Annotated in this window: 15 protein-coding genes; 11 read left to right on the forward strand and 4 right to left on the reverse strand. The window is 66.0% G+C overall.

The window, feature by feature from the left end; all coding sequences use genetic code 11:
• From AC1DT2_RS04225 to AC1DT2_RS04235, 3 genes are all read left to right on the forward strand, one after another.
• Positions 1–1,134, forward strand: a 1,134-nt coding sequence (locus AC1DT2_RS04225) for a putative bifunctional diguanylate cyclase/phosphodiesterase (RefSeq protein ID WP_477294580.1), incomplete at its 5' end; no start/stop codon positions are given.
• Complete coding sequence (locus tag AC1DT2_RS04230; RefSeq protein WP_477294582.1) at positions 1,131–2,315, forward strand: hypothetical protein; 1,185 nt, start codon at positions 1,131–1,133, stop codon at positions 2,313–2,315. The genes AC1DT2_RS04225 and AC1DT2_RS04230, both read left to right, overlap by 4 nt.
• Position 2,316: 1 nt before the next feature.
• A complete protein-coding gene (locus AC1DT2_RS04235; protein ID WP_477294584.1) occupies positions 2,317–3,702 on the forward strand; it encodes a GGDEF domain-containing protein in 1,386 nt (461 codons plus the stop codon).
• A gap of 947 nt (positions 3,703–4,649) precedes the next feature.
• On the opposite strand, the gene AC1DT2_RS04240 is transcribed toward AC1DT2_RS04235, so the two are convergent.
• Entirely contained in the window at positions 4,650–4,904 is a 255-nt protein-coding gene (locus AC1DT2_RS04240) for a CsbD family protein (protein ID WP_046968237.1), read from the reverse strand.
• A gap of 151 nt (positions 4,905–5,055) precedes the next feature.
• On the opposite strand from AC1DT2_RS04240, the gene AC1DT2_RS04245 reads away from it, so the two are divergent.
• Genes AC1DT2_RS04245 through AC1DT2_RS04265 form a run of 5 tightly spaced genes read left to right on the forward strand, consistent with a single transcriptional unit; the run spans position 5,056 to position 11,322 of the window.
• Positions 5,056–7,656, forward strand: a complete 2,601-nt coding sequence (locus tag AC1DT2_RS04245) for a glycoside hydrolase family 31 protein (protein ID WP_477294586.1) — start codon at positions 5,056–5,058, stop codon at positions 7,654–7,656.
• A gap of 3 nt (positions 7,657–7,659) precedes the next feature.
• Entirely contained in the window at positions 7,660–8,562 is a 903-nt protein-coding gene (locus tag AC1DT2_RS04250) for a glycine betaine ABC transporter substrate-binding protein (protein WP_477294588.1), read from the forward strand.
• A complete protein-coding gene (locus AC1DT2_RS04255; protein WP_477294590.1) occupies positions 8,559–9,683 on the forward strand; it encodes an ABC transporter permease in 1,125 nt (374 codons plus the stop codon). Before AC1DT2_RS04250 ends, AC1DT2_RS04255 begins: the two co-directional genes overlap by 4 nt.
• Entirely contained in the window at positions 9,680–10,609 is a 930-nt protein-coding gene (locus AC1DT2_RS04260) for an ABC transporter ATP-binding protein (protein ID WP_063573401.1), read from the forward strand. The genes AC1DT2_RS04255 and AC1DT2_RS04260 overlap by 4 nt, the downstream gene beginning before the upstream one ends.
• Positions 10,606–11,322: an ABC transporter permease gene (locus tag AC1DT2_RS04265; RefSeq protein WP_477294593.1), complete on the forward strand. Its 717-nt coding sequence runs from the start codon at positions 10,606–10,608 to the stop codon at positions 11,320–11,322. The genes AC1DT2_RS04260 and AC1DT2_RS04265 overlap by 4 nt, the downstream gene beginning before the upstream one ends.
• 106 nt (positions 11,323–11,428) lie before the next feature.
• Here AC1DT2_RS04265 and AC1DT2_RS04270 read toward each other — a convergent pair whose 3' ends face one another.
• Positions 11,429–13,483: a M13 family metallopeptidase gene (locus AC1DT2_RS04270; RefSeq protein ID WP_477294595.1), complete on the reverse strand. Its 2,055-nt coding sequence runs from the start codon at positions 13,481–13,483 to the stop codon at positions 11,429–11,431.
• 245 nt (positions 13,484–13,728) lie between these two features.
• Between AC1DT2_RS04270 and AC1DT2_RS04275 the strand changes: the two genes are divergently transcribed.
• From AC1DT2_RS04275 to AC1DT2_RS04285, 3 genes are all read left to right on the forward strand, one after another.
• A complete protein-coding gene (locus AC1DT2_RS04275) occupies positions 13,729–14,505 on the forward strand; it encodes a TenA family transcriptional regulator (RefSeq protein ID WP_477294597.1) in 777 nt (258 codons plus the stop codon).
• A 59-nt stretch (positions 14,506–14,564) separates the two neighbouring features.
• Positions 14,565–17,309, forward strand: a complete 2,745-nt coding sequence (locus tag AC1DT2_RS04280; RefSeq protein WP_477294599.1) for a putative bifunctional diguanylate cyclase/phosphodiesterase — start codon at positions 14,565–14,567, stop codon at positions 17,307–17,309.
• Positions 17,310–17,400: 91 nt separating this feature from the next.
• On the forward strand, positions 17,401–18,075 hold the full coding sequence (locus tag AC1DT2_RS04285; RefSeq protein WP_477294601.1) for an HAD family hydrolase: 675 nt from the start codon (positions 17,401–17,403) through the stop codon (positions 18,073–18,075).
• Positions 18,076–18,195: 120 nt separating this feature from the next.
• On the opposite strand, the gene AC1DT2_RS04290 is transcribed toward AC1DT2_RS04285, so the two are convergent.
• Entirely contained in the window at positions 18,196–18,573 is a 378-nt protein-coding gene (locus AC1DT2_RS04290; protein ID WP_477294603.1) for a YraN family protein, read from the reverse strand.
• Positions 18,574–18,602: 29 nt separating this feature from the next.
• Positions 18,603–19,855, reverse strand: a 1,253-nt coding sequence (locus AC1DT2_RS04295) for a penicillin-binding protein activator (RefSeq protein ID WP_477294605.1), incomplete at its 5' end; no start/stop codon positions are given.

The following is a 19,855-nucleotide window of genomic DNA, read 5'->3' on the forward strand; positions in this document are numbered from 1 at the left end:
GGCCACGCGCTGGCCGATCGCCTCATGCGCGATGCCGGTGCGCGCGTGGGCCAGGCCACGGGTACGCATTACGTCGCACGTGCCACGGATACGCAGTTCGCGGTGTGGCTTCGCGGCGCCGACCGCGCTGAAGCGATCTCGGTGGCGTTCCGGGTGATGGATGCCCTCGGCCAGCCCTATCAGGAGGCCGAGGTCAACATGGATATGGGGCCTGCGGTAGGTATCGCGCTGGCGCCCAGTCATGGGGAGCGTGCGGCTGCCCTGTTGCGTCGGGCCGAGGTCGCGGAATTCTCCGCGGTGGGATCGGCACGAGGCGTGGACGTGTACGACCCGAAAGCCGATCCGCATCGCCCGGAGCGGCTCTCGCTCATGAGCGAACTGCGCGCGGCCATCGACAGCGATGCGCTGGAGCTTTACTACCAGCCGAAGCGCCGTCTGGCCGATGGCCGCATTGACGGTGCGGAGGCGCTGGTGCGCTGGCCGCGGCCAGGGCGTGGCATGGTTCCGCCCGAGCAGTTCGTCGGCATAGCCGAGGAAACCGGCAATATCGGCCGGCTGACCCGATGGGTGCTGGCGCGCGGTATCGCCCAGGCCGCGGAGCTGGCCCGCGCAGGGCAAGCCATGCGCATTTCGATCAACCTCTCGGCACGCGACATCGGCGACATCGAGCTGCCTGACCGCGTGGCCCATCTTCTGAGCGTCCACCGCCTGCCCGCCACCTCGCTCACCCTCGAGGTGACCGAAAGCGCGGTGATCGGCGAGCCGGAGGCCTCACTTCAAGTCCTTCGTCGCCTGGCCGATATGGGTATCGACATGGCGATCGATGATTTCGGCGTCGGCCAGACCTCATTCGCCTACCTTCGCCGCCTGCCCGTCAGGGAACTGAAGATCGACAAGATGTTCGTCCAACACCTCGCCACCGATGAAACCGACCGCGTGATCGTCCGATCGCTGGTCGAGCTCGGCCATCGCCTGGGCTACCGGGTGACCGCCGAAGGCGTCGAGGACGAAGCCACCGTCGCCTTCCTCGGCAGCATAGGTTGCGATCATGCCCAGGGGTTCCACGTCGACCGGCCGATGACGTTCGCGGCCCTGGTCGCGCGCCACGGTGCGCAAGGCGTGGGATCCGCGTGAGTCGGTTCCGCCACGCCGTTGCCGCCATCGCTGTCTGCCTCGCGACGCCCTTCGCCAGCGCGCAGGACGTGAAGGTGCATGCGTATGCGGACCTGCGCCTGACCGACGCCGCCAACGATCCGAGCTTCGTCAACGGCGGACCGGGACGCCTGCGTTATGGCAGCGGTGACACGCAGGCACGCTTCGGCGCGGCGGCCCTCGTTGTCACCGCGCAGTTCACCCCGGCCCTGTTCGCCCTGGCCGACATGCAGCTCCAGCAGACCGACCATGCGAGTCCCCAGCTGACGGAGGCCTTCCTGCGCTATCGCCCCGTGTCGCTTTCGGCGTGGCGGGCGTCGATCAAGGGCGGGCTGTACTTCATCCCCATTTCGCTCGAGAACGAGGGCATCGGCTGGACCAGTCCATGGACGATCACTCCCTCGGCGATCAACAGCTGGGTCGGCGAGGAACTGCGTGGTCTCGGTGTCGAAGGCCGCGAAGCATGGCGCGGCGAAAGCGGCACGCTCGCCTTTGGTGGCGGCCTGTTCCGGCACAACGACGTCGCCGGAAATATCCTCGTGATGCGCGGCTGGTCCCTGAGCGACCTTGTATACGGTGTGGGCGGCCGTTTGCGCGAGCCCTCTGACGACGGCACCCGCGAGCAGTACGCACCGTTCCAGAGCATCGGTGGTCGCACCGGCTGGTATGCAGACACTGGCTGGAAGAGCACGAACGGTCTCTACGTGCGCGTGCTGCGCTACGACAACGGGGCCGATCCCCGCGCCTACCGGCTCTACGCGGACGGCGACAAGCTTTTCGCCTGGCGCACGCGCTTCTGGTCGGCGGGCGCCAGTTACGTCACGGGGCCGGTGACCTGGATTGCGCAGGGCTTGGATGGAGACACCGAGGTTCAGCCGCACCAACGGACCCTGCTGACCCATTTCCAGTCGGCCTTCCTGCTGGCAGGCTGGAATCGCGGTGCCTGGCGTCCGACCCTTCGCGTGGAGCGCTTTCGTACGTGGCCGTCCGGCGAGCGCGGACGCGCCCTCACCGCCGCCTTGAACTGGCGGCCGAGCGACTGGCTTCGTCTCACCGGCGAATGGCTGCATGTCGACGCCACGCGCGATGACCGCGCAGACGCGGGATTCTCACCTCACGAACGAGGCAACCAGTTGCAGTTGCTCGCCCGGGTGCTTTATTGACATGAACGAGGGCGACGGCTTGGACCAGGACGTCTGGGAGCGAAAATACCATCTCGCCCTTGAGCGGATGGAGCGCGACGAGCACGACTTCCGGCGGCTTGAAGAGGGGTTGCGGAGGCTTGTGCTGCGTCTCACTGCGCTAGCGCGTGGGCAAAGCGCGCAAGCCGACCGCCTCCTCGACCAGCTCGGTGACGGCCTGGGTGTCGCCTCCGATCCGGACGCTCTCGATACCCTGCTCGATGCCCTGGCCGAGGCAGTGACCGCACTGGAGCCGCGGCCGGCTCCGACGCCGCACCACATGACCGAGGCGCTTGAGCCCGTCTTGCTCGCCGCCGCCGTCGATACGGTGCAGGAGGCGATGGAGGCCTTGCGACAAGTGCTGTTCCACGTCGTGCTCATGCCCGCACTCGCGGGGCGTGTCGACGCACTGCACGCTTCGCTGGGGCAGGCCCGCGACACGGCGGCTATCTCGGCGGCGGCCCGCGGCATCGCCGATCTGGTCAACCTGCAGCGTAACGCGCTGCGCCAGGACATCGCCCAGCTGCAGGAACTTCTGGCCGATGTCAGCGGAAGGCTCGGTGACATGACTCGTTATCTCGTGGCCGAGACCGAGAACACAGACGTGGGCGATGAACAGGGTCGGGACCTGGACGCGACGGTGCGCGAGGAAATGCGGTTGCTCGTCGAACAGACGCAGGGTGCCACCGATCTCGAAGCCTTGCAGGCGCAGGTCAACGCGCGCCTTTCCATGATCGACGAACATTTTCGTGTCTTCCGCGCGCGCGAGGACGAGCGCCTGGCGACGTATCGCGATCGTGCGGAACGCATGAAGGATCGCGTCGAAGAACTCGAAATCCAGGCGACGTCGCTGCAGGACTCACTGCGCCGCGAGCATGAGCTGGCGCTCACGGATCCACTGACCGGCCTGCCCAATCGTCTGTCGTACGAGCGGCGCATGGCCGAGATCGAGCGGGATGTCCGCGATAACGGTGGCGTCGCTTGCGTGGGCGCGTTCGACATCGATCACTTCAAGGTGATCAACGACAGCTTCGGGCATGCGGCGGGCGATGCCGTATTGCGTATCGTCGCCCAGACCCTCACTCGCGAACTGCCGGAGCCGGCCTTCGTCGCCCGATACGGTGGCGAGGAGTTCGTCGTGGTGTTCGCCGGCGTCCCGGCCGAGGAAGCTATCGCTGCCGCCACGGCGCTGTGCGAAACGGTTGCTGCACTTGCCTTCCACGCCAGCCAGAAGCCCGTGACCGTCACCATGTCCGGCGGCATCACACGCTTCCTCGTCGATGACACCGCCGCTACCGTTTTCGATCGCGCCGACCGCGCCCTCTATGCCGCCAAACGCGCAGGACGCAATCGCTGCCTGCTGCTCTGAGCGGGGCTGGCTCGCCTTCGGCATTGCGTTATGCGCTCGCGTCGCGTGGCCCCGAGGGTGATACCCGCCGGCTCTTGCGACGCAGCGCAACCGCGAGCCCAAAGGCGAGCCCGCCAGGAAGAAACCCCGTGACCCACCAAACAAAAGGTTCTTCGCGGAATSCCGGGGACGCCGAAGACGGTGAGKCGCAGAGCCTTCGGCGTGTAGACGTGGCGGCGCAGAGCCTTCGGTGCCCACCCTCGCTGCTCAGACACGTCCTCCGCGTTTCGTACCGGAAAGGCCGCTGCGCGGMCCMTGTTCTTATTGGCCTRCGGCCGCTCCACTTGTGCGGAACTCGCCTCGAGGGTGGGCACCGAAGACTCTCCCGGAACCTGAGGTTCGTGTGGGTCGAGCCGACAAAGCAGCGCCGCTTCGGATGCTGGCTCGTCGGCATCGCCAAACGGTCGACCCCAGCGCGCTGAGATCGTCCGCGAGTCAGCGCAGCGGCGAGGAAAACGCTCGCCGCGCCGGAAATGACGTATCTGCACGACCGCCGTAACGGTCCGCTTGGGCGGCCACTCCCACTCCAACGGCTCTCCTTCCACTCAACCGTATCGTCGTGAGAGACCTTGGTGTCCACCCTCGAGGCGAGTTCCGCACAAGTGGAGCGGCCGTAGGCCARWTAGGTACACGGGCCGCGTSAGCGGCCTTCCTTKTCGAACGCGGAGGACGTGTCTGAGCAGCGAGGGTGGRCRCCAAGGTCTCCCCGCGAGACGCCCAAGTGTAGAGAGCGATGGCGGAGCCGAGCCACCCGCGAAGCCGAAGGCGAGCCATGCGCGAGGTGCGAGGTGCGAGGTGCGAAAGAACGCCCCGACCTAAACCCGCGCGCCCGGGCCCCGGTAATCCGCGAAGAACCAAACAAGAGCCCGGCACGAAGCCGGGCTCTTGTGCGCTGATTCCGGAGCGGATCAGTCGCGACGAGCGAGCAGCATGCCCACTAGGATGCCGACGCCAAAGCCGCTCAGGATCGCGCCAAGGGGGCGGTGGGCGATCACGTCGCGGGCGGTGTCGACGGCCTCGCCAGCCTTGGCCTGGACGCGCCCGGCCGTCTCACGGATGGCGCCTTCGGCTTCGAGGCCGTGGTCGCCGCCCAGGGCGCCTGCTGCGCGCTGCACACGGCCGCCGATGGTATTCGCCGCGCCACGGATCTGGTCTTCGTTCATGGTCCCGCTCCTCCGTTGATTGAAGAGGTGAAGGTGCCGACCGGGAAGTGCACGGCGCGGCAAGACGCCGTCAATCCGATGCTTTCACCGGTTCCATGCGGCAACGCGTCATAATGGTGCACCTCGCGTCGAAGAAGGGGGCTCCACGCCCATGGAAGCCACGACAGACCACCGGCCCGATGCTGGCGCAGCGGCCCATCCCGAGGCCGTGATCGAGCGCGCCGACGTGCGCTTCACCGTGCTGACGCCTCGGCTCATCCGCCTGGAATGGAGTGCCGTCAGCACCTTCCGCGACAGTCGCACCCAGATCGTGGTGCACCGGGCGTTGGACGTGCCCCGATTCCGGATTGCCGAAGACGACCAGGCGATCGAGATCGACACCGGCGCGCTGCAGGTGCGCTACCTGAAGGGCGGCGGGCGCTTCACCTCGGGCAACCTTTCGATTCTGGTTCGTCGGGCCGAAGGCGACCTGACCTGGAAGCCGGGCGATCTCCAGAAAGACAATCTTGGCGGCACTTACCGCACCCTTGACCGGTACGACGGGGACACCTGGCAGGACGGCAGCAAGCTGCCGATCGAAGAGGGGCTGATCGCGCGGGACGGCTGGCATGTTGTCGACGACACCGCCGGTTTCGGCATCGATGACGAAGGCTGGGTGCTCGAGCGCCCGGCCGGCGAGCGTCAGGATCTGTATTTCTTCGGTTACGGCCACGACTACCGTGCCGCGCTGGGCGACTTCGCCGCCATCGCCGGTCCCCAGCCGATTCCGCCGCGGTTCGTCTTCGGGTACTGGTGGTCGCGATACTGGAACTACACCGACGAGGAACTGCGTACGCTCGGCGCACGTTTCGAGAAGGAGCGTATCCCGCTCGACGTGCTGGTGCTCGACATGGACTGGCACACCACGCCGGGCCTGTCGCTGCGGCCGGGACACGAGCACAAGGATGTCTTCGGCGAACAGTCCGGCTGGACCGGCTACACCTTCAATCGCAGCCTGTTTCCCGATCCGAAGGCCTTCATGCGCTGGGCACACGGGCAGCATCTTCGGGTGACCCTGAACCTGCATCCCGCATCGGGTGTCCTGCCGCATGAAGAGCAGTATGAAGCCATGGCGAAGGCGCTCTCGTGGGATACCTCGACACAGGCGGCGATTCCTTTCGAAGGCACGTCGCAGCCGTATATGCGCGCCTTGTTCGACACGGTGCTGCACCCGCTCGAAAAGGTCGGCGTCGATTTCTGGTGGCTCGACTGGCAGCAGTGGCCGGAGTCGAAGGCGCACCCTGGCCTGTCGAACACCTGGTGGCTCAACCACACCTTCTTCACCGAGATGCAGCGGGACGGCGATCGGCGCGGGCTGATTTACCACCGATGGGGCGGCCTCGGTAACCACCGTTATCCGATCGGCTTCTCCGGTGACAGCGTGATTTCCTGGGGCTCGCTGGCGTTCCAGCCGCACTTCACCGCCATGGCGTCGAATGTCCTCTATGGCTACTGGAGCCACGACATCGGCGGGCATACCTTCCACAAACATATCCCGCGGCCGGAGCGACACCTCGCGCCGGAGCTCTACGCCCGGTGGATGCAACTGGGCGTGTTCAGTCCGGTGCTGCGCACCCACTCGGCGAAAGAAGCCAGCCTGCACAAGGAGCCGTGGCACTTCGGGCCGCCTTACGGCGACGCGATCTTCGCCGCGATCCGTCTGCGCTACCAGCTTGCGCCCTACATTTATGGGGCCGCACGCCACGCCTACGACACCGGTTTGTCGATCGTGCGCCCGATGTACTACCACTGGCCCGAGCACGAAGAGGCGTACAACCATCCGGCGCAATACATGTTCGGTAACGACATTCTTGTCGCTCCGGTCACGACGCCCGTCGGCGAGGACGGCGCCGCACCGTTTCCCGTGTGGCTTCCGCCCGGCCTCTGGTACAGCCGTGATGGCGCCGAGTCGTTCGAAGGTGGGCAGATGATCGAGCGGCACTACACGCTCGAGGAGATTCCCATCTTCGTGCGTCCGGGAAGCGTGGTGCCGCTCTACCCCGAGGGCATGCGTAACCTCGCCAGCGTGCCGGATGCCCTTATCCTGCAGGTTTTCCCGGGTGACGAAGGCGCCACCGAACTGTACGACGACGACGGCGAAAGCCAGGGCTACCAGCGCGGCGAGTTCGCACGTACCAGCGTGCGCAGCCGTCGTGGCGATCGTGCGCAGCGCGTGCACATCGACGCCATGCGCGGTCATTACAAAGGACGCCCCGGAGCCCGCTCGTACATCGTCGAGCTGCTGGATGCCGGTATCCCGGAAAGCATCGAAGTCAATGGCATGGCATTGCCGTACAGCGAGCCGCCCGCGCCGCAGACCTGGCTGTTCGACACCGCATCGCTTTGCATTCGCATCGATCTGGGTTCGGTATCGCTGGACGAACCCCAGGACATCGTTGCGCGTTTCACGCCGGAACATTCGATGCCGGCCGGGCTGTTGCACCGCATGCGGCGCGCTGGCATCGCCGTGGATTACCTGAAGCAGGTATGGGGCGACATCTCGGCACTGCCCGATGACGTCGACCTCGCAGGGCAGGCGGCACGCGTGCTGGCCTATGCGGTGGAAGAGGGCGACGACGAAGGTCGTGCCGGTCGCTTCATGGCGGCGGTGCTCGCCTTCGAAGCACGCTTCCGTGGCCTGCCGGCCAGCGTGGATGCCACGCCGATCGACGAGTCCTACAAGCGTACGTTCGCCAACTTGCTAGGGCGCTGACCGTTGCGCCGGCTGCTCGGTGTCCTGCTCGTCCTGCTTGCTTTCGCGGCGCACGGGCAGGCTGCGGTGCGGGTGGGCTCGAAGGCGGACAACGAAGGTGCGGTGCTCGGCCAGATCCTGCTCCAGGTGCTTCGCCATGACGGCGTGCCGGTGATCGACCGGACCCAGCTCGGCCCTACGTCCATCGTGCGTCGCGCCCTGCTCAATGGCGATCTGGATGTCTATCCGGAGTACACCGGCAACGCCGCGTTCTTTTTTCACCGTGAGAACGATCCCGCCTTTCGCGATGCGCGGAAGGCCTATGCGCTTGCCGCCTCGCTCGACCTCGCCGCCAACCGCCTGGTCTGGCTGGCGCCCGCGCCCGCCGACAACCACTGGGCCATCGGCGTTCGTGGCGACGTCGCACGCGCGAAGAAACTCGCCACGCTCGATGATTTCGCGCGCTGGGTGAACGGCGGCGGCGACGTCCTCCTGGCCGGCTCTGCCGAATTCGTCGAGAGCGATGCGGCGCTTCCCGCCTTCCAGGCCGCGTACGGATTCACCCTGCGCGGCGACCAGCTCCTCGTGCTCGCTGGCGGGGATACGTCGGCGACGATCAAGGCGGCCGCCGAGGGCATCTCGGGCGTCAACGCAAGCATGGTCTATTCGACCGATGGCGCGATCGCTATCACCGGCCTGGCCGTCCTTGCCGATCCGCGCCACGTGGAAATCGTCTACCAGCCCGCCCCTGTCGTTCGTGAGGAGGTGTTGCAGCGCTATCCATCCATGCGCAGTTCGCTGGAAGCCGCCTTTCGACCGTTGACGGTGGACGTGCTGCGCAAACTCAATGCGCGCACGCAAATCGATGGTGACGATCCGGCGGTGGTCGCCCGGGACTACCTGCGCGACGCGGGTCTGGTGCGATGACCCCGCGCGCGCTGCCTGTTGTCCTACTGGCCTGCATCGGCTTCGTCGCCGCGCTCGCCTTTCCGTTTCTCTATGTCACGCCAAACCGACTGCTTAGCGGCGAGCCGCACAGTCCGCACGTCGTCGCCTTGGCCCTCACGTGGGTCTTGCTCGCCGCGGTGGGCGCGACCTCCGTGAGAGGGAGCCGGGTGGCGGTCGCACTCCTTGCGTGGGCACTGATCGCCGGCCTGCCGCTCCTGGCCAGCATCGATGCGCGTACCTTGCTGCTCGCGGCGGCGCCCAGTGCGCGTGTTCCCCTGGGTGCGGGCTTCTGGTTGATGTGGCTCTCGGCGAGCCTCCTTCTGCTCGACCGGCTGCGCGCGATACGCATGGCCGGGCGGGTCGTTRCCTGGATCGCGCTACTCGTGGCATTCGTCGTCATGGGAAGCGCCGGCGCGTTCGATACGCTGGCGCTGGTCCGCGAATTCCATGCCCAGCGCGGACCCTTCATGGACGCGCTGCTCACCCACCTGACGCTTGCCGCGACGACCCTGGTGCTTGCGCTGGTCATCGGCGCGCCCCTGGGCTGGTGGGCCTGGCGCACGCGCCGAACGGATGGTGCTGTCGTCGGCATGCTCGCCTTCCTCCAGACGGTGCCGTCGCTCGCCCTGTTCGCCTTGCTGATCGGCCCCTTTGCCTGGTTGGCTCGCGCATGGCCCGCGCTCGGTGCGCTCGGTTTCGGTGGAACGGGCGCCGCCCCTGCCGTCTTCGCGCTGGTGCTCTATGCCCTGCTGCCGGTCGTTCGATACACCATCGCCGGCCTCGGCGCGGTACCCGCGGATGCGCGCGAAGCGGCGCGTGGACTCGGCATGAGTCGGCTGCAATTGCTATCGCGCGTGCAGCTGCCGCTGGGTTGGCCGGTGCTGCTGGCGGGCCTGCGCATTGTCGCCGTACAGGCGATCGGACTGGCGGCAGTCGCCACCCTGATCGGTGCAGGCGGCCTGGGCCGCTTTGTCTTCCTCGGTATCGGCCAGGGGGCTAACGACATGGTGATGTTGGGTACGCTGGCGATCATCGCGTTGGCGCTGGCCGTCGATCTCCTATTCCAGGCCATGCTCGCTTTTACGGAACGACGCCCATGATCGAGTTCGAGCACGTCTCCAAACGCTTCGGTGAGCACGTCGTCATCGACGACCTGTCGCTTCGCGTGGACGACGGTGAGTTCTTCGTCCTCGTCGGACCGTCAGGTTCGGGCAAGTCGACGCTACTGCGCACCGTGAATCGCCTGGTCCCTATCGACGCGGGAAGCGTGCGCATCGATGGCGTGGATGTCGCGACTCAGGCGGTCGAGCCGCTGCGCCGTGGCATCGGCTATGCCATCCAGTCCGTCGGGTTGTTTCCGCATCGGACCGTCGGCGAGAACATCGCGACGGTCCCGCGTCTGCTTGGCTGGTCGGACGGCGACACCCGTGCGCGGGTCGCGGAACTGCTGGTCCTGCTCAAACTGGACGAGCCGGGCATCGCCGATCGCTATCCCGATACGCTTTCCGGTGGCCAACAGCAACGCGTCGGCGTCGCGCGTGCACTCGCCGCGCGACCACGCATCGTCTTGATGGACGAACCGTTCGGCGCACTCGATCCCGTGACGCGCGAGTCGCTCCAGGCCAGTCTCAAGGCGATCCAGCGCGATACCGCCACGACCATCCTCTTCGTGACCCACGACATGGACGAAGCCTTCGGTCTCGGTCACCGCGTGGCCCTGATGCTCGACGGCAAGGTGGCCCAGGTCGGTACGCCCCTGGAACTCATTCGTCATCCGGTGAACGAACGCGTGCGCGAATTCGTCGGTGGGTCGCGCGCGCGACTGCGCGAACTGGCGGTGCGCCAGGTACGCGACAGCATGCGCAAGGGTGAGGTCGCCGATGGCGATGCGATCGATGGTGGGGCCTCGTTACAGGATGCGCTGGGGGCGATGCTGACGCAGGGCCGCGACCGCTTGCCCGTCTTCGACGACGGGCAGCTTGCCGGTGCGATCCTGCTCGCCGACCTTGTGGCCTCGCGCGAATGAAGGCGATCATCGCCCCGCTATTGCTGGTCGTCCTGCTCCTGGCACTGCCGCACAGTGCGTCATGGTTTCACGCGTGGATGCCCACGCTTTCGCATCCCCTCTATACGCGCACCTCGTTTCTCATGCTGACGCTCTCGCATTTCTGGCTGGTCGTCCTGGCGACACTCGTTGCCGTCGCCGTCGGCCTCACACTGGGCGTGCTGGCCACCCGTCCGAACGGGCGGTCGTTGCTGCCGACGGTGCGCGCGGTCGCCGTGATCGGGCAGACGTTCCCGCCGGTCGCGGTGCTCGCGATCGCCGTGCCCTTGCTGGGTTTCGGTGCGGCGCCGACGTTACTGGCGCTGACGCTCTACGGGGTGCTGCCGGTGCTCGGGCAGACGGTGGCGGGGCTCGGCAGTGTGGCGCCTGCGGCGCTGCATGCGGCGGACGGCATGGGCTACGGACGCTGGCGACGATTGTGGGATGTGGAGCTGCCGCTGGCTGCCGGCCCGATCATGGCCGGCGTGCGCCTGTCGGCCATCGTCGGCGTCGGCACGGCCACCATTGGCTCGGCCGTCGGTGCGACGACACTGGGATCGCCCATCGTGGAAGGGCTGGTAGGGAATAACACCGCTTATGTGGTGCAGGGGGCGTTGCTGGTGGGGGCGTTGGCGTTGTCGATCGACGGGGTGTTGGGGTTGGTTGAGCGGCGCGTTCGGAGGAATCGCCGCTGAAGCGGCTCCCACACAAAGCGGCCTGCTGCCCTGAAAGCAGCCTGGTGCCCTGTGGGAGCCGATTCATCGGCGATGCTCGTACCCGATTAACGGGCGCGCCAGCCCCTTACCAGATCTTCACGCGCTGCTTGGGGTCCAGATACAGCTTCTGCCCCGCTTTCGGCTGGAACGCGTCGTACCACGGATCGAGGTTACGCACGGTCTGCGCGCGGAATTCTCCCGGTGCGTGACCGTCGCCGATCACCTGTGCGCGCAGGGCCGCGTCACGTGTTTTCGTCCGCCACGACTGGGCGAAGGCGAGGAAGAACCGTTGGTCGCCACTGAGTCCGTCGATCACGGGCGCCGGTTTGCCGTGCAGGCTCTCCTTGTAAGCCGCATAGGCGATCGTGAGGCCCGAAAGATCGGCGATATTCTCGCCAAGCGTCTGCTGGCCGTTGATGTGCAGGCCGGGTAGCGGCTCGTACTGGTTGAACTGCTCGACGAGACGCTGGCCGGCGTCCTTGAAGTGTTTCTGATCCGCATCGGTCCACCAGTTGGCGAGCCTGCCCTGTGCATCGAACTCGGCACCGGTGTTGTCGAAGCTGTGGCTGATTTCATGGCCGATCACCGCGCCGATCGAGCCATAGTTCGATGCCGCATCCGCCTTCGGATCGAAGAACGGGGCTTCGAGGATCGCCGCCGGGAAGTTCAATGCGTTTTGCAGCGGCAGGTTCACCGCGTTCACCGTCTGTGGCGTCATCCACCACTCATCGCGATCGACCGGTTGGGACAGCTTGGCGACCTGGTGATGGTATTCGGCCAGCCTGGCGCGTTCATGGTTGCCGAGCGCGTCGTCCGGACGAACCTCCAGCTTAGAGTAGTCGCGCCAGGTATCCGGGTAGCCGACGCCGACTTTGATCGTCGCGATTTTTGCCTTGGCTTTCTGCCGGGTCTCCGGCGACATCCAGTCCAGGGTGTCCACGCGCGCATCGAACGCCTTCAGGATGTTCTTCACCATGTCCTGCACCAGGGCGCGGGAAGAGGCGGGAAAGTACTGTTTCACATAGATCTGGCCTACCGCATCGCCGAGATCGGCGTTTACACGACCGATGCCGCGCTTCCAGCGATCGCGCTGCTTCGGCGTGCCGGTGAGGGTCTTGCCGTAGAAGCCGAAGGACAGGTCGTCGTAGGCGTGGGGCAGAAGGCCGTTGGCCTCGGCGTTGATGGTATGGAAGCGTAGCCAGGCCTTCCAGGTATCCAGCGGCTCGTTGGCGACCAGGGCGGCGAACTTCGTCACGGTGGCGGGCTGCCAGACGATGAAGGTGGGTTGGTCATCCAGATGGGCCGCTTTGAAGTAAGCCGTCCAGTCGATGCCCGGTGCCTTGCTCGCGAATGACGTGCGCGGCCAGGGGTTGTTCGCCTTGTGGATGTCCTCGCTCTCGACGATCGAGGCCTGGGCCTGGGCGATCTTCGTTTCCAGCGCAAGGATGGCCTTTGCTTTCGCGGCCGCGTCCGGCGTGCCGGCCAGGGTCAATACGGCTTCGACGTAGGCGGCGTACTTGGCCCGCGTGTCGACCATGTCCTTGTCGGTCTTCAGGTAGTAGTCGCGGTTGGGCATACCGAGGCCGCCCTGCAAAAGGTACGGCATGTTCTTCGACGGATCCTCGAGGCCCTGGGCGACGAACAGGCCCAGGAGGTGTTCGGTGTCGAGGCTGGTCGCATTGATCGGGTCGACATCGGCGCGCAGTTGCGCACCGAGCGCGGCCGACAGCGCACCCTTGTCCTTGATCGCGTCGATCGAAGCCAGCGCCGGTTCCAGCGGTTTCAATCCGGCCTTCTCGATACCGGCTTCATCCATATAGGCCTTGTAGTAGTCGGCAATGAGGCGCTGCTCGCTCCCCGTCGCTGGGTGGCCTTCGCCAGCGGCCTTGATCAGCTCCGCATTGCGCTTCTCGGCCTTCTGGAACACTTCCAGGAACACGCCCGTGCTGGCCCGGTCGGCGGGGATGACGGCGGTCTTCTTCCAGGTGCCGTTGGCGTATCCGTCGAAGTCGTCACCCGGCTGCACCGAGTGGTCGATGCCCTTGAGGTCGACGCCAATGGGTGCACCAGCGGCGGCAACGCTTGTTGAGGCGAGGCCGCAGGCGATGGCGGCGGCGAGGATACGGTTGATCGTGGCCATGGAAGGGAAGTCCTTGCATTCGGGACACCCACGATAGACCCCCGCCGCACCGGATGTGTCCATGACGAATGGGCTAGGCGGTTTCCGGCGCAAGGCTCGCACGCATCTTAATTTTTGCCGGAAAAGTGCACTGGTGGTTGTGCCCTAATGATCGTCCGGCCCCGCAACGGGACCGGCATGGCGGGCCGCGGGTCGCCCGGGCCTGCCTTGACTTCCATTGGCAGCAGATCCCTAGGGAGATCGTTATGAATGCACGTTTCGAACTGACCGGCTCACAGACCGACATCGCCAGCTATCCACTCTGGGCTCAGGACATGGTCTCGTCCTGTGAGGACACGCGGGCACAGATTGTCCGTCATGAGATGTGGTCGGCGATGGTCGCCGCCACCCTCGACCCGGATACCACCCGCAACTTCATGATCGGCGTGTGGCCGGTCATCGAGCGTTTTCCGGGCTACATGTCACAGAGCCTGCTTAAGACGCGTTACGGCCGCAGCCCGGGCGACGACCTCGCCCGCCGCTGGCTGGTGCGCAACATCCGGGTGGAACAAAATCACGCCGAGTACTGGCTGAACTGGGCGGAGAGTGCGGGTGTGTCGCGCGAGGATGTGCTCCGGGCCGAACCGCCCAAGGGCACGCAGGCCCTGGCTCAGTGGTGTGAGGAGGTGAGCCGCGACGATTCGCTGGCCGCGGGTATTGCCGCGACCAACTACGCGGTGGAAGGAGCGACGGGCGATTGGTCACAAATCGTCTATGAAAGCGCGGCCTACGCGGAAAGCCTGCCGAATACGGGCCGTAAAGCCGGGCTGCGTTGGCTTCAGCTTCACGCCGCTTATGACGATACACATCCGTGGGAAGCGCTGGAAATCGTCTGCACCCTGCTGGGCACCAATCCCCCGGCGGATCAGATCGAGCACATAAGGGAGTGCGTCCGTCGCAGCTACGTCAGCATGAGCATCACGCTCGATCGTTGCATGGATGCCACGGCTTCGATTCGCAAGTGGAACGAGGCCGCCGCGTAACTCGCAAGTTGGGCGCCATGTGGCGCACTATCACGATCGGATGAGGATATGAGGGAACGATGCAACGCGTTGAGGCCAGTCACCAAGTACCCCTTTCGCGGCGCCTGCGGCCACTGGCCTATGCGCTCGTCGCGGTCGTTGGCCTCATCCTTGCCCTCACATGGGTAGCGCTCCAGACCCAGGTGACTCTCGCCGGTTTCCTCAACGGCGAGAGTCTTTGGTCCAAGGCGCAGAAGCAGGCCGTCATCGACCTTGACGAATACGCGACGCACGGACGTCCGGCGGACCTTGCCGGTTTTCGGCGAAATTACGCGGTGTTGATGGCCGATCGCTGGGCGCGTGACTCCATCGCCAGTGGCGATTTCGTTCACGCCGAGGTCTACGATGCCTTCGCTCGCGGAGGTGYCATTCCGGAGGCCATTCCAGGAATGGTCTTCATCTTCCACTATTTTTCCGGCATGCCGTACATGCGCGAGGCCGTGACGGAATGGCGTTCCGTGGACGCCAGCCTGAACGATCTCGCCGATACCGCCGACCGGCTCGATCGCGCGTACGCGGCAGGCACGCCGCCCACCGCGATGATCGACGCGGAGCGCAGCCATATCGCGGCGCTCAACAGTTATGTCGAACCCCGTGCCAAGGCGTTCTCGCTCGACATCGCCAACGGCGCGTCGTGGATCGGCCGCGTCCTGTTCTTCACGGTGTTCGGTGTCGCCACGCTCGCATCGCTTTTGTGGCTGCGCATGGCCGGGCGTATCGTCGCCACCATTCGCGGCACCGAGGAGCGGTATAGCCTCCTGTTCGACAGCGCGGCCGACGCCATCTTCATGGTGGACGAGGAGAGCGGGCGCATCCTCGATACCAACCGAAGAGCCGCGAACTGGCTTGGTTGTTCGCGTGCCGAACTCATCGGCATCCAGCTTTCCAGTCTGTTCGTCGAAGGCTCCGACCACGCCGGTACCGGTGTGCTGCGCAATGCCGACGGCAGCACGCGGCCGGTGGAGACACAGAGCAGCCTCGTCGTCTGGGGCTCGCGTCAGGTGTGCCAGGCCATCGTCCGCGATATCTCCGATCGGGTGGCCATGGAGCAAGAGCGCAAGATCGCCGCCGAGGCGCTTGCCAGCATCGCCGAAGGCGTGATCATCGCCGACGCCGATCGCCGCGTGACCACGGCGAATGCGGCGCATGCCAAGCTCACGGGTATTTCGTTGCAGGCGCTGCGCCGCACGCGTTTCGATGCCACGCGCACCTTGCCCGATGGCCGACCACTGCCGGCATCGCTATGGGAAGACATCGCCTCCGGTGACAACTGGCTTGGCGAAGTGGAGAGCCAGCGCGCCGACGGCAGTACCTATCCGGAGCTGATGAGCATCAGCACCATTCGCGATAGCGAAGGGCGCCCTCAGCACTATGTCGCCGTCGTCTCTGACATCACCGCCCGCAAGGCCGATCGCCAGCGCCTGCAGCACATGGCCACGCACGATCCGCTCACCGGCCTGGTCACGCGTGCCGAGTTCGAGCGCCGTTGCGCCGAAGCGATCACCCGCGCGGCTCATGAGCGCGGCGCCATCGCCGTGCTCTTCGTCGACCTCGACGCGTTCAAAGTCATCAACGACAGCTACAGCCACGCCACTGGCGACGCGCTTCTTATGCGTGTGGCCGAGCGCATTCGCGCGCAGCTGACACCGGAGGATGTTGCCGGCCGTATCGGTGGCGACGAGTTCACCGTGTTGCTTGCCGACCTGCGCTCGCGTGAGGAGGCACTCGTGGTCGCCGAGGCCATGCTTGCCGCGCTCGCGCGGCCCTTCGACCTGGGCGATTACGAACTCTTCGTCAGCGCGAGTATCGGCATCGCCGGCTACCCGCTCGACGGCAACGATGCGGTCACCCTCATCGCCAATGCGGACGCGGCCATGTACGTGGCCAAGACCGAAGAGCGCAATGCCTTGCGCTTCTATACGCCGAAGATGCATGCGGATGCGCGGCGTCGCCTCAAGCTCGCTTCCGAACTACGCCAGGCCCTGACCCGTCACGAGTTCCATCTGGTCTACCAGCCTAGCGTGGAGATGAAGAGCGGTCGCATCGTCGCCGTGGAAGCGTTGATCCGCTGGCGTCATCCCGAGCGTGGCAACGTCGGCCCGGACGAGTTCATTCCGCTCGCCGAAAGCCTCGGCCTGATTCGCCAGATCGACCAATGGGTACTCGAGACCGCGTGCGAGCAGCTACGCCTTTGGGATATCGCGCGGCTGCCGTCGCTGCGGCTCGCCGTTAACGTGTCGGCGGGCTCGTTCGGTCATCCGGATTTTCTTGCGGGGGTGAGCCAGGCCGTACTCACCACCGGGATCGCCCCCAAGCGCTTGTTGGTGGAGCTCACCGAAAGCGCGATCCTGCGTCTTGGCGAGGATACCGAGCGCGCCATGCTCGCCCTGCACAAGTTGGGCGTGGGTGTGGCGATCGACGATTTCGGCACCGGCTATTCCTCGCTGGCGTACCTGAAGCTGCCGGCGGTGGCGTACCTGAAGATCGACCGCTCTTTCATTACCGGCCTGCCGACCAACGGCAACGACGTGGCGATCACCGAGGCCATGGTGGCTATCGCGCGCAGCCTTGACCTTCACACGATCGCCGAGGGTATCGAGACCGAGGCCCAGCACGACTTCCTGCTGCGCGCCGGCTGCCAGGAAGGGCAAGGCTTCCTCTACTCACGGCCGCTGCCGCCGGACGAAATCGAGCGCCTGCTGGCGCCGAATTCGAAAACGAGTGGGGGTACCCGGCTGTCCCTCGTGCCCCCGCGGCGGGCGTGATCGGGTTCGCCCATACAAGACCCCGTAGGCCCCTTCGGTCCACGATGAGCATCCCCATATAGGCGGGAAGCTACCCGTGCAAGGATCCATCGTGTCCACCCGCGACCCCATCGTTTTTCTGTTTGACGTCGACAACACCCTGATCGACAACGACCGTTTCAGCGCCGATCTTGCCGCACGCCTGCTGCGTGACTTCGGCGAAGCGGGGCAGGCGCGCTACACCGCGATCGACAAGGAGATCCGCGGCCAGGTCGGTTACGCGGACTATCTCGGCGTGCTGCAGCGCCTGCGTGGCCAGGACAGCAGCCTGGCCTTCATGGAGATGTCGTTCTTCCTGCTGGACTATCCCTTCGATGAGCGGCGCTTTCCGGGCGTCCTCGAGGCGATCGACCATCTGCGCACCCTCGGCCGGCCGGTGATCATGTCCRACGGCGACACGGTGTTCCAGCCGCGCAAGATCCGTCGCGCCGGACTGTGGGATGCCTTCCGCGAGGACGTGCTGATCTACGTGCACAAGGAAGACATGCTCGACGACATGCAGAAGCGCTACCCCGCCGACCATTACGTCATGGTCGACGATAAACCGCGCATTCTTGTCGCGCTGAAGAAACTGCTGGGCGACAAGGTGACCACGGTGTTCGTCAAGCAGGGTCACTATGCTGCCGCAGCCGGCGCCGAACTGCAGGAGACACCGCCGGACATCACGATCGACACCGTCGGTGAGCTGACGACGATGGGTCGCGAGGCCTTCCTGGTCACCGCCTGATCCCGAGGGGGTTTCCGTAGGAGCCTCTTCTTCTGTGTGGGAGCCGGCTATGCCGGCGATGGGGGCGTCGGCTATACCGCTCCGTTGGCTTTTCGCCGCTTAAGCGGCTCCCACATGTATTTACTGCGCCGCGTCGAACGCCCCGCGCACCCACTCGACCGTCTCCCCCTCGAACGCCAGCACATCGAACCGGCATGGCCGCTGCGCATCGTGCGGATGCCATGCCAGCCAGAGATGCGCCGCGCTGATCAGCTTTCGTCGCTTGGCCACCGTGACCGAGCCCAGCGCGCCACCGAACGCAGCGCTGCGCCGGTAGCGCACTTCAACGAAGACGAGGGTCTCGCTGTCACGCATGACGAGGTCGATCTCGCCGTGGCGACAAAGAAAGTTGGCGCGCACCAGGCGCAGGCCGCGCGATTGCAGAAACGACAACGCCGCGCCCTCGAAGCGATCTCCGGTGGCGCGGCGTGCGGTGGTCTTTTTCGTTGTGGTGGTCACGCGGCACTCCCTGGCCGCGCCGGCGGGAATCAGCCGCCGCCGCTTTCCACGTTCGGGGCCGCTGCCGGCGCTTCGAGTTCGAGGCTACCCGCGACCGGGTGGGCCACGCCGTCGGTGAAGCGCGCCCAGATCAGTACGCGTCGCACGCGTCCGAACTCGTCCGCCACCAACTGGCCGGTGGCGCCCGGCAGGTAACTGCCAGGATGGCCGCGCATCCAGTCGATGTAAGGCACGAGGCCCCAGGCGTCCATGCCGAAGGCGAACAGCCGTGYGGCGACACCCTTGGTCGACGGCAGTGCGGACGACAGGTCGGCGCGACGGGGCAGGCCGGGTTGTCCATCGAACAGCCAGGGCGCATCGCAGAATTCCACGCCTTCCAGGTCGCGGTCGGCCGTGGCGTCATCGCCGCCGCTGTAAACGTGCGAGGTCGCGAACACCGGCAAGGTGATCTTCGCCAGGCGCAGTTGCGGCAGGAGCAGGCGCGCCTGTTGCGGCTTCATGCTGATGAAGACGCCGCCGGTGGCGGGGTCCTGGTCGGCCGGGGCGGAAAGCTGCGAGGCGAAATCGATGCTCGCCGAGTCCAGCGTCGCCTGGCTCGTCACGGTGCCACCGCGAGCCTGCCACTCGGCCTTGAAGGCGTTGCCGGCACGGCGGGCGAAATCGTCGGTGGAGACGACGACGAGGGCCGTGCGCATGCCGCGGTCGGCCATGTGGTCGGCCACCTGGGCGCCTTCGGTCTCCGGTAGCAACCCGAACTCGTTCGCGCCGGCCGGCGGAAGGTTCTTGTTGTCGTTAGGGTAGTTCAGGGTGAGCATCGGCGCGGGCAGGGCGCCCTTCGCGAAGATGGCGGTCACGCCGTCACGATTGAGCGGGCCCACGACGAAACGGGCGCCCTCGGCGACCGCCTTGTCGTACGCGGCGACGGCGTGCTGCGCGTCGTTGCCGGCGTCATAGACGACGATTTCCGGGCGCGGCGCGTTGGTGTGCGCCGCTTCGATGTAATTGGTGAAGAAGCCGTCACGGATGGCGGCTCCCGCACCTGCCAACGGCCCCGTGAGGGGCAGCAGCAACGCCACCTTTGTCGGTACCTTGTAGCCTTCGCGCACGCCCTTGTCGCCCGTGACCGTGCCGACGGCCTGGTCGAGCACGGCGGGGGAGCGCGTCACGCTGCCGAGCTGACTCTGCGCTTCGATCACCCACGGCCGCATCGGGTCAGTGGCCGATAGCGCATCGCCGCGTTCGGCCAGGGGCTGGGGTCCCATCCCGATGAGCAGGGTGAGGA

The organism is Luteibacter sp. P4_E6, assembly GCF_056401535.1.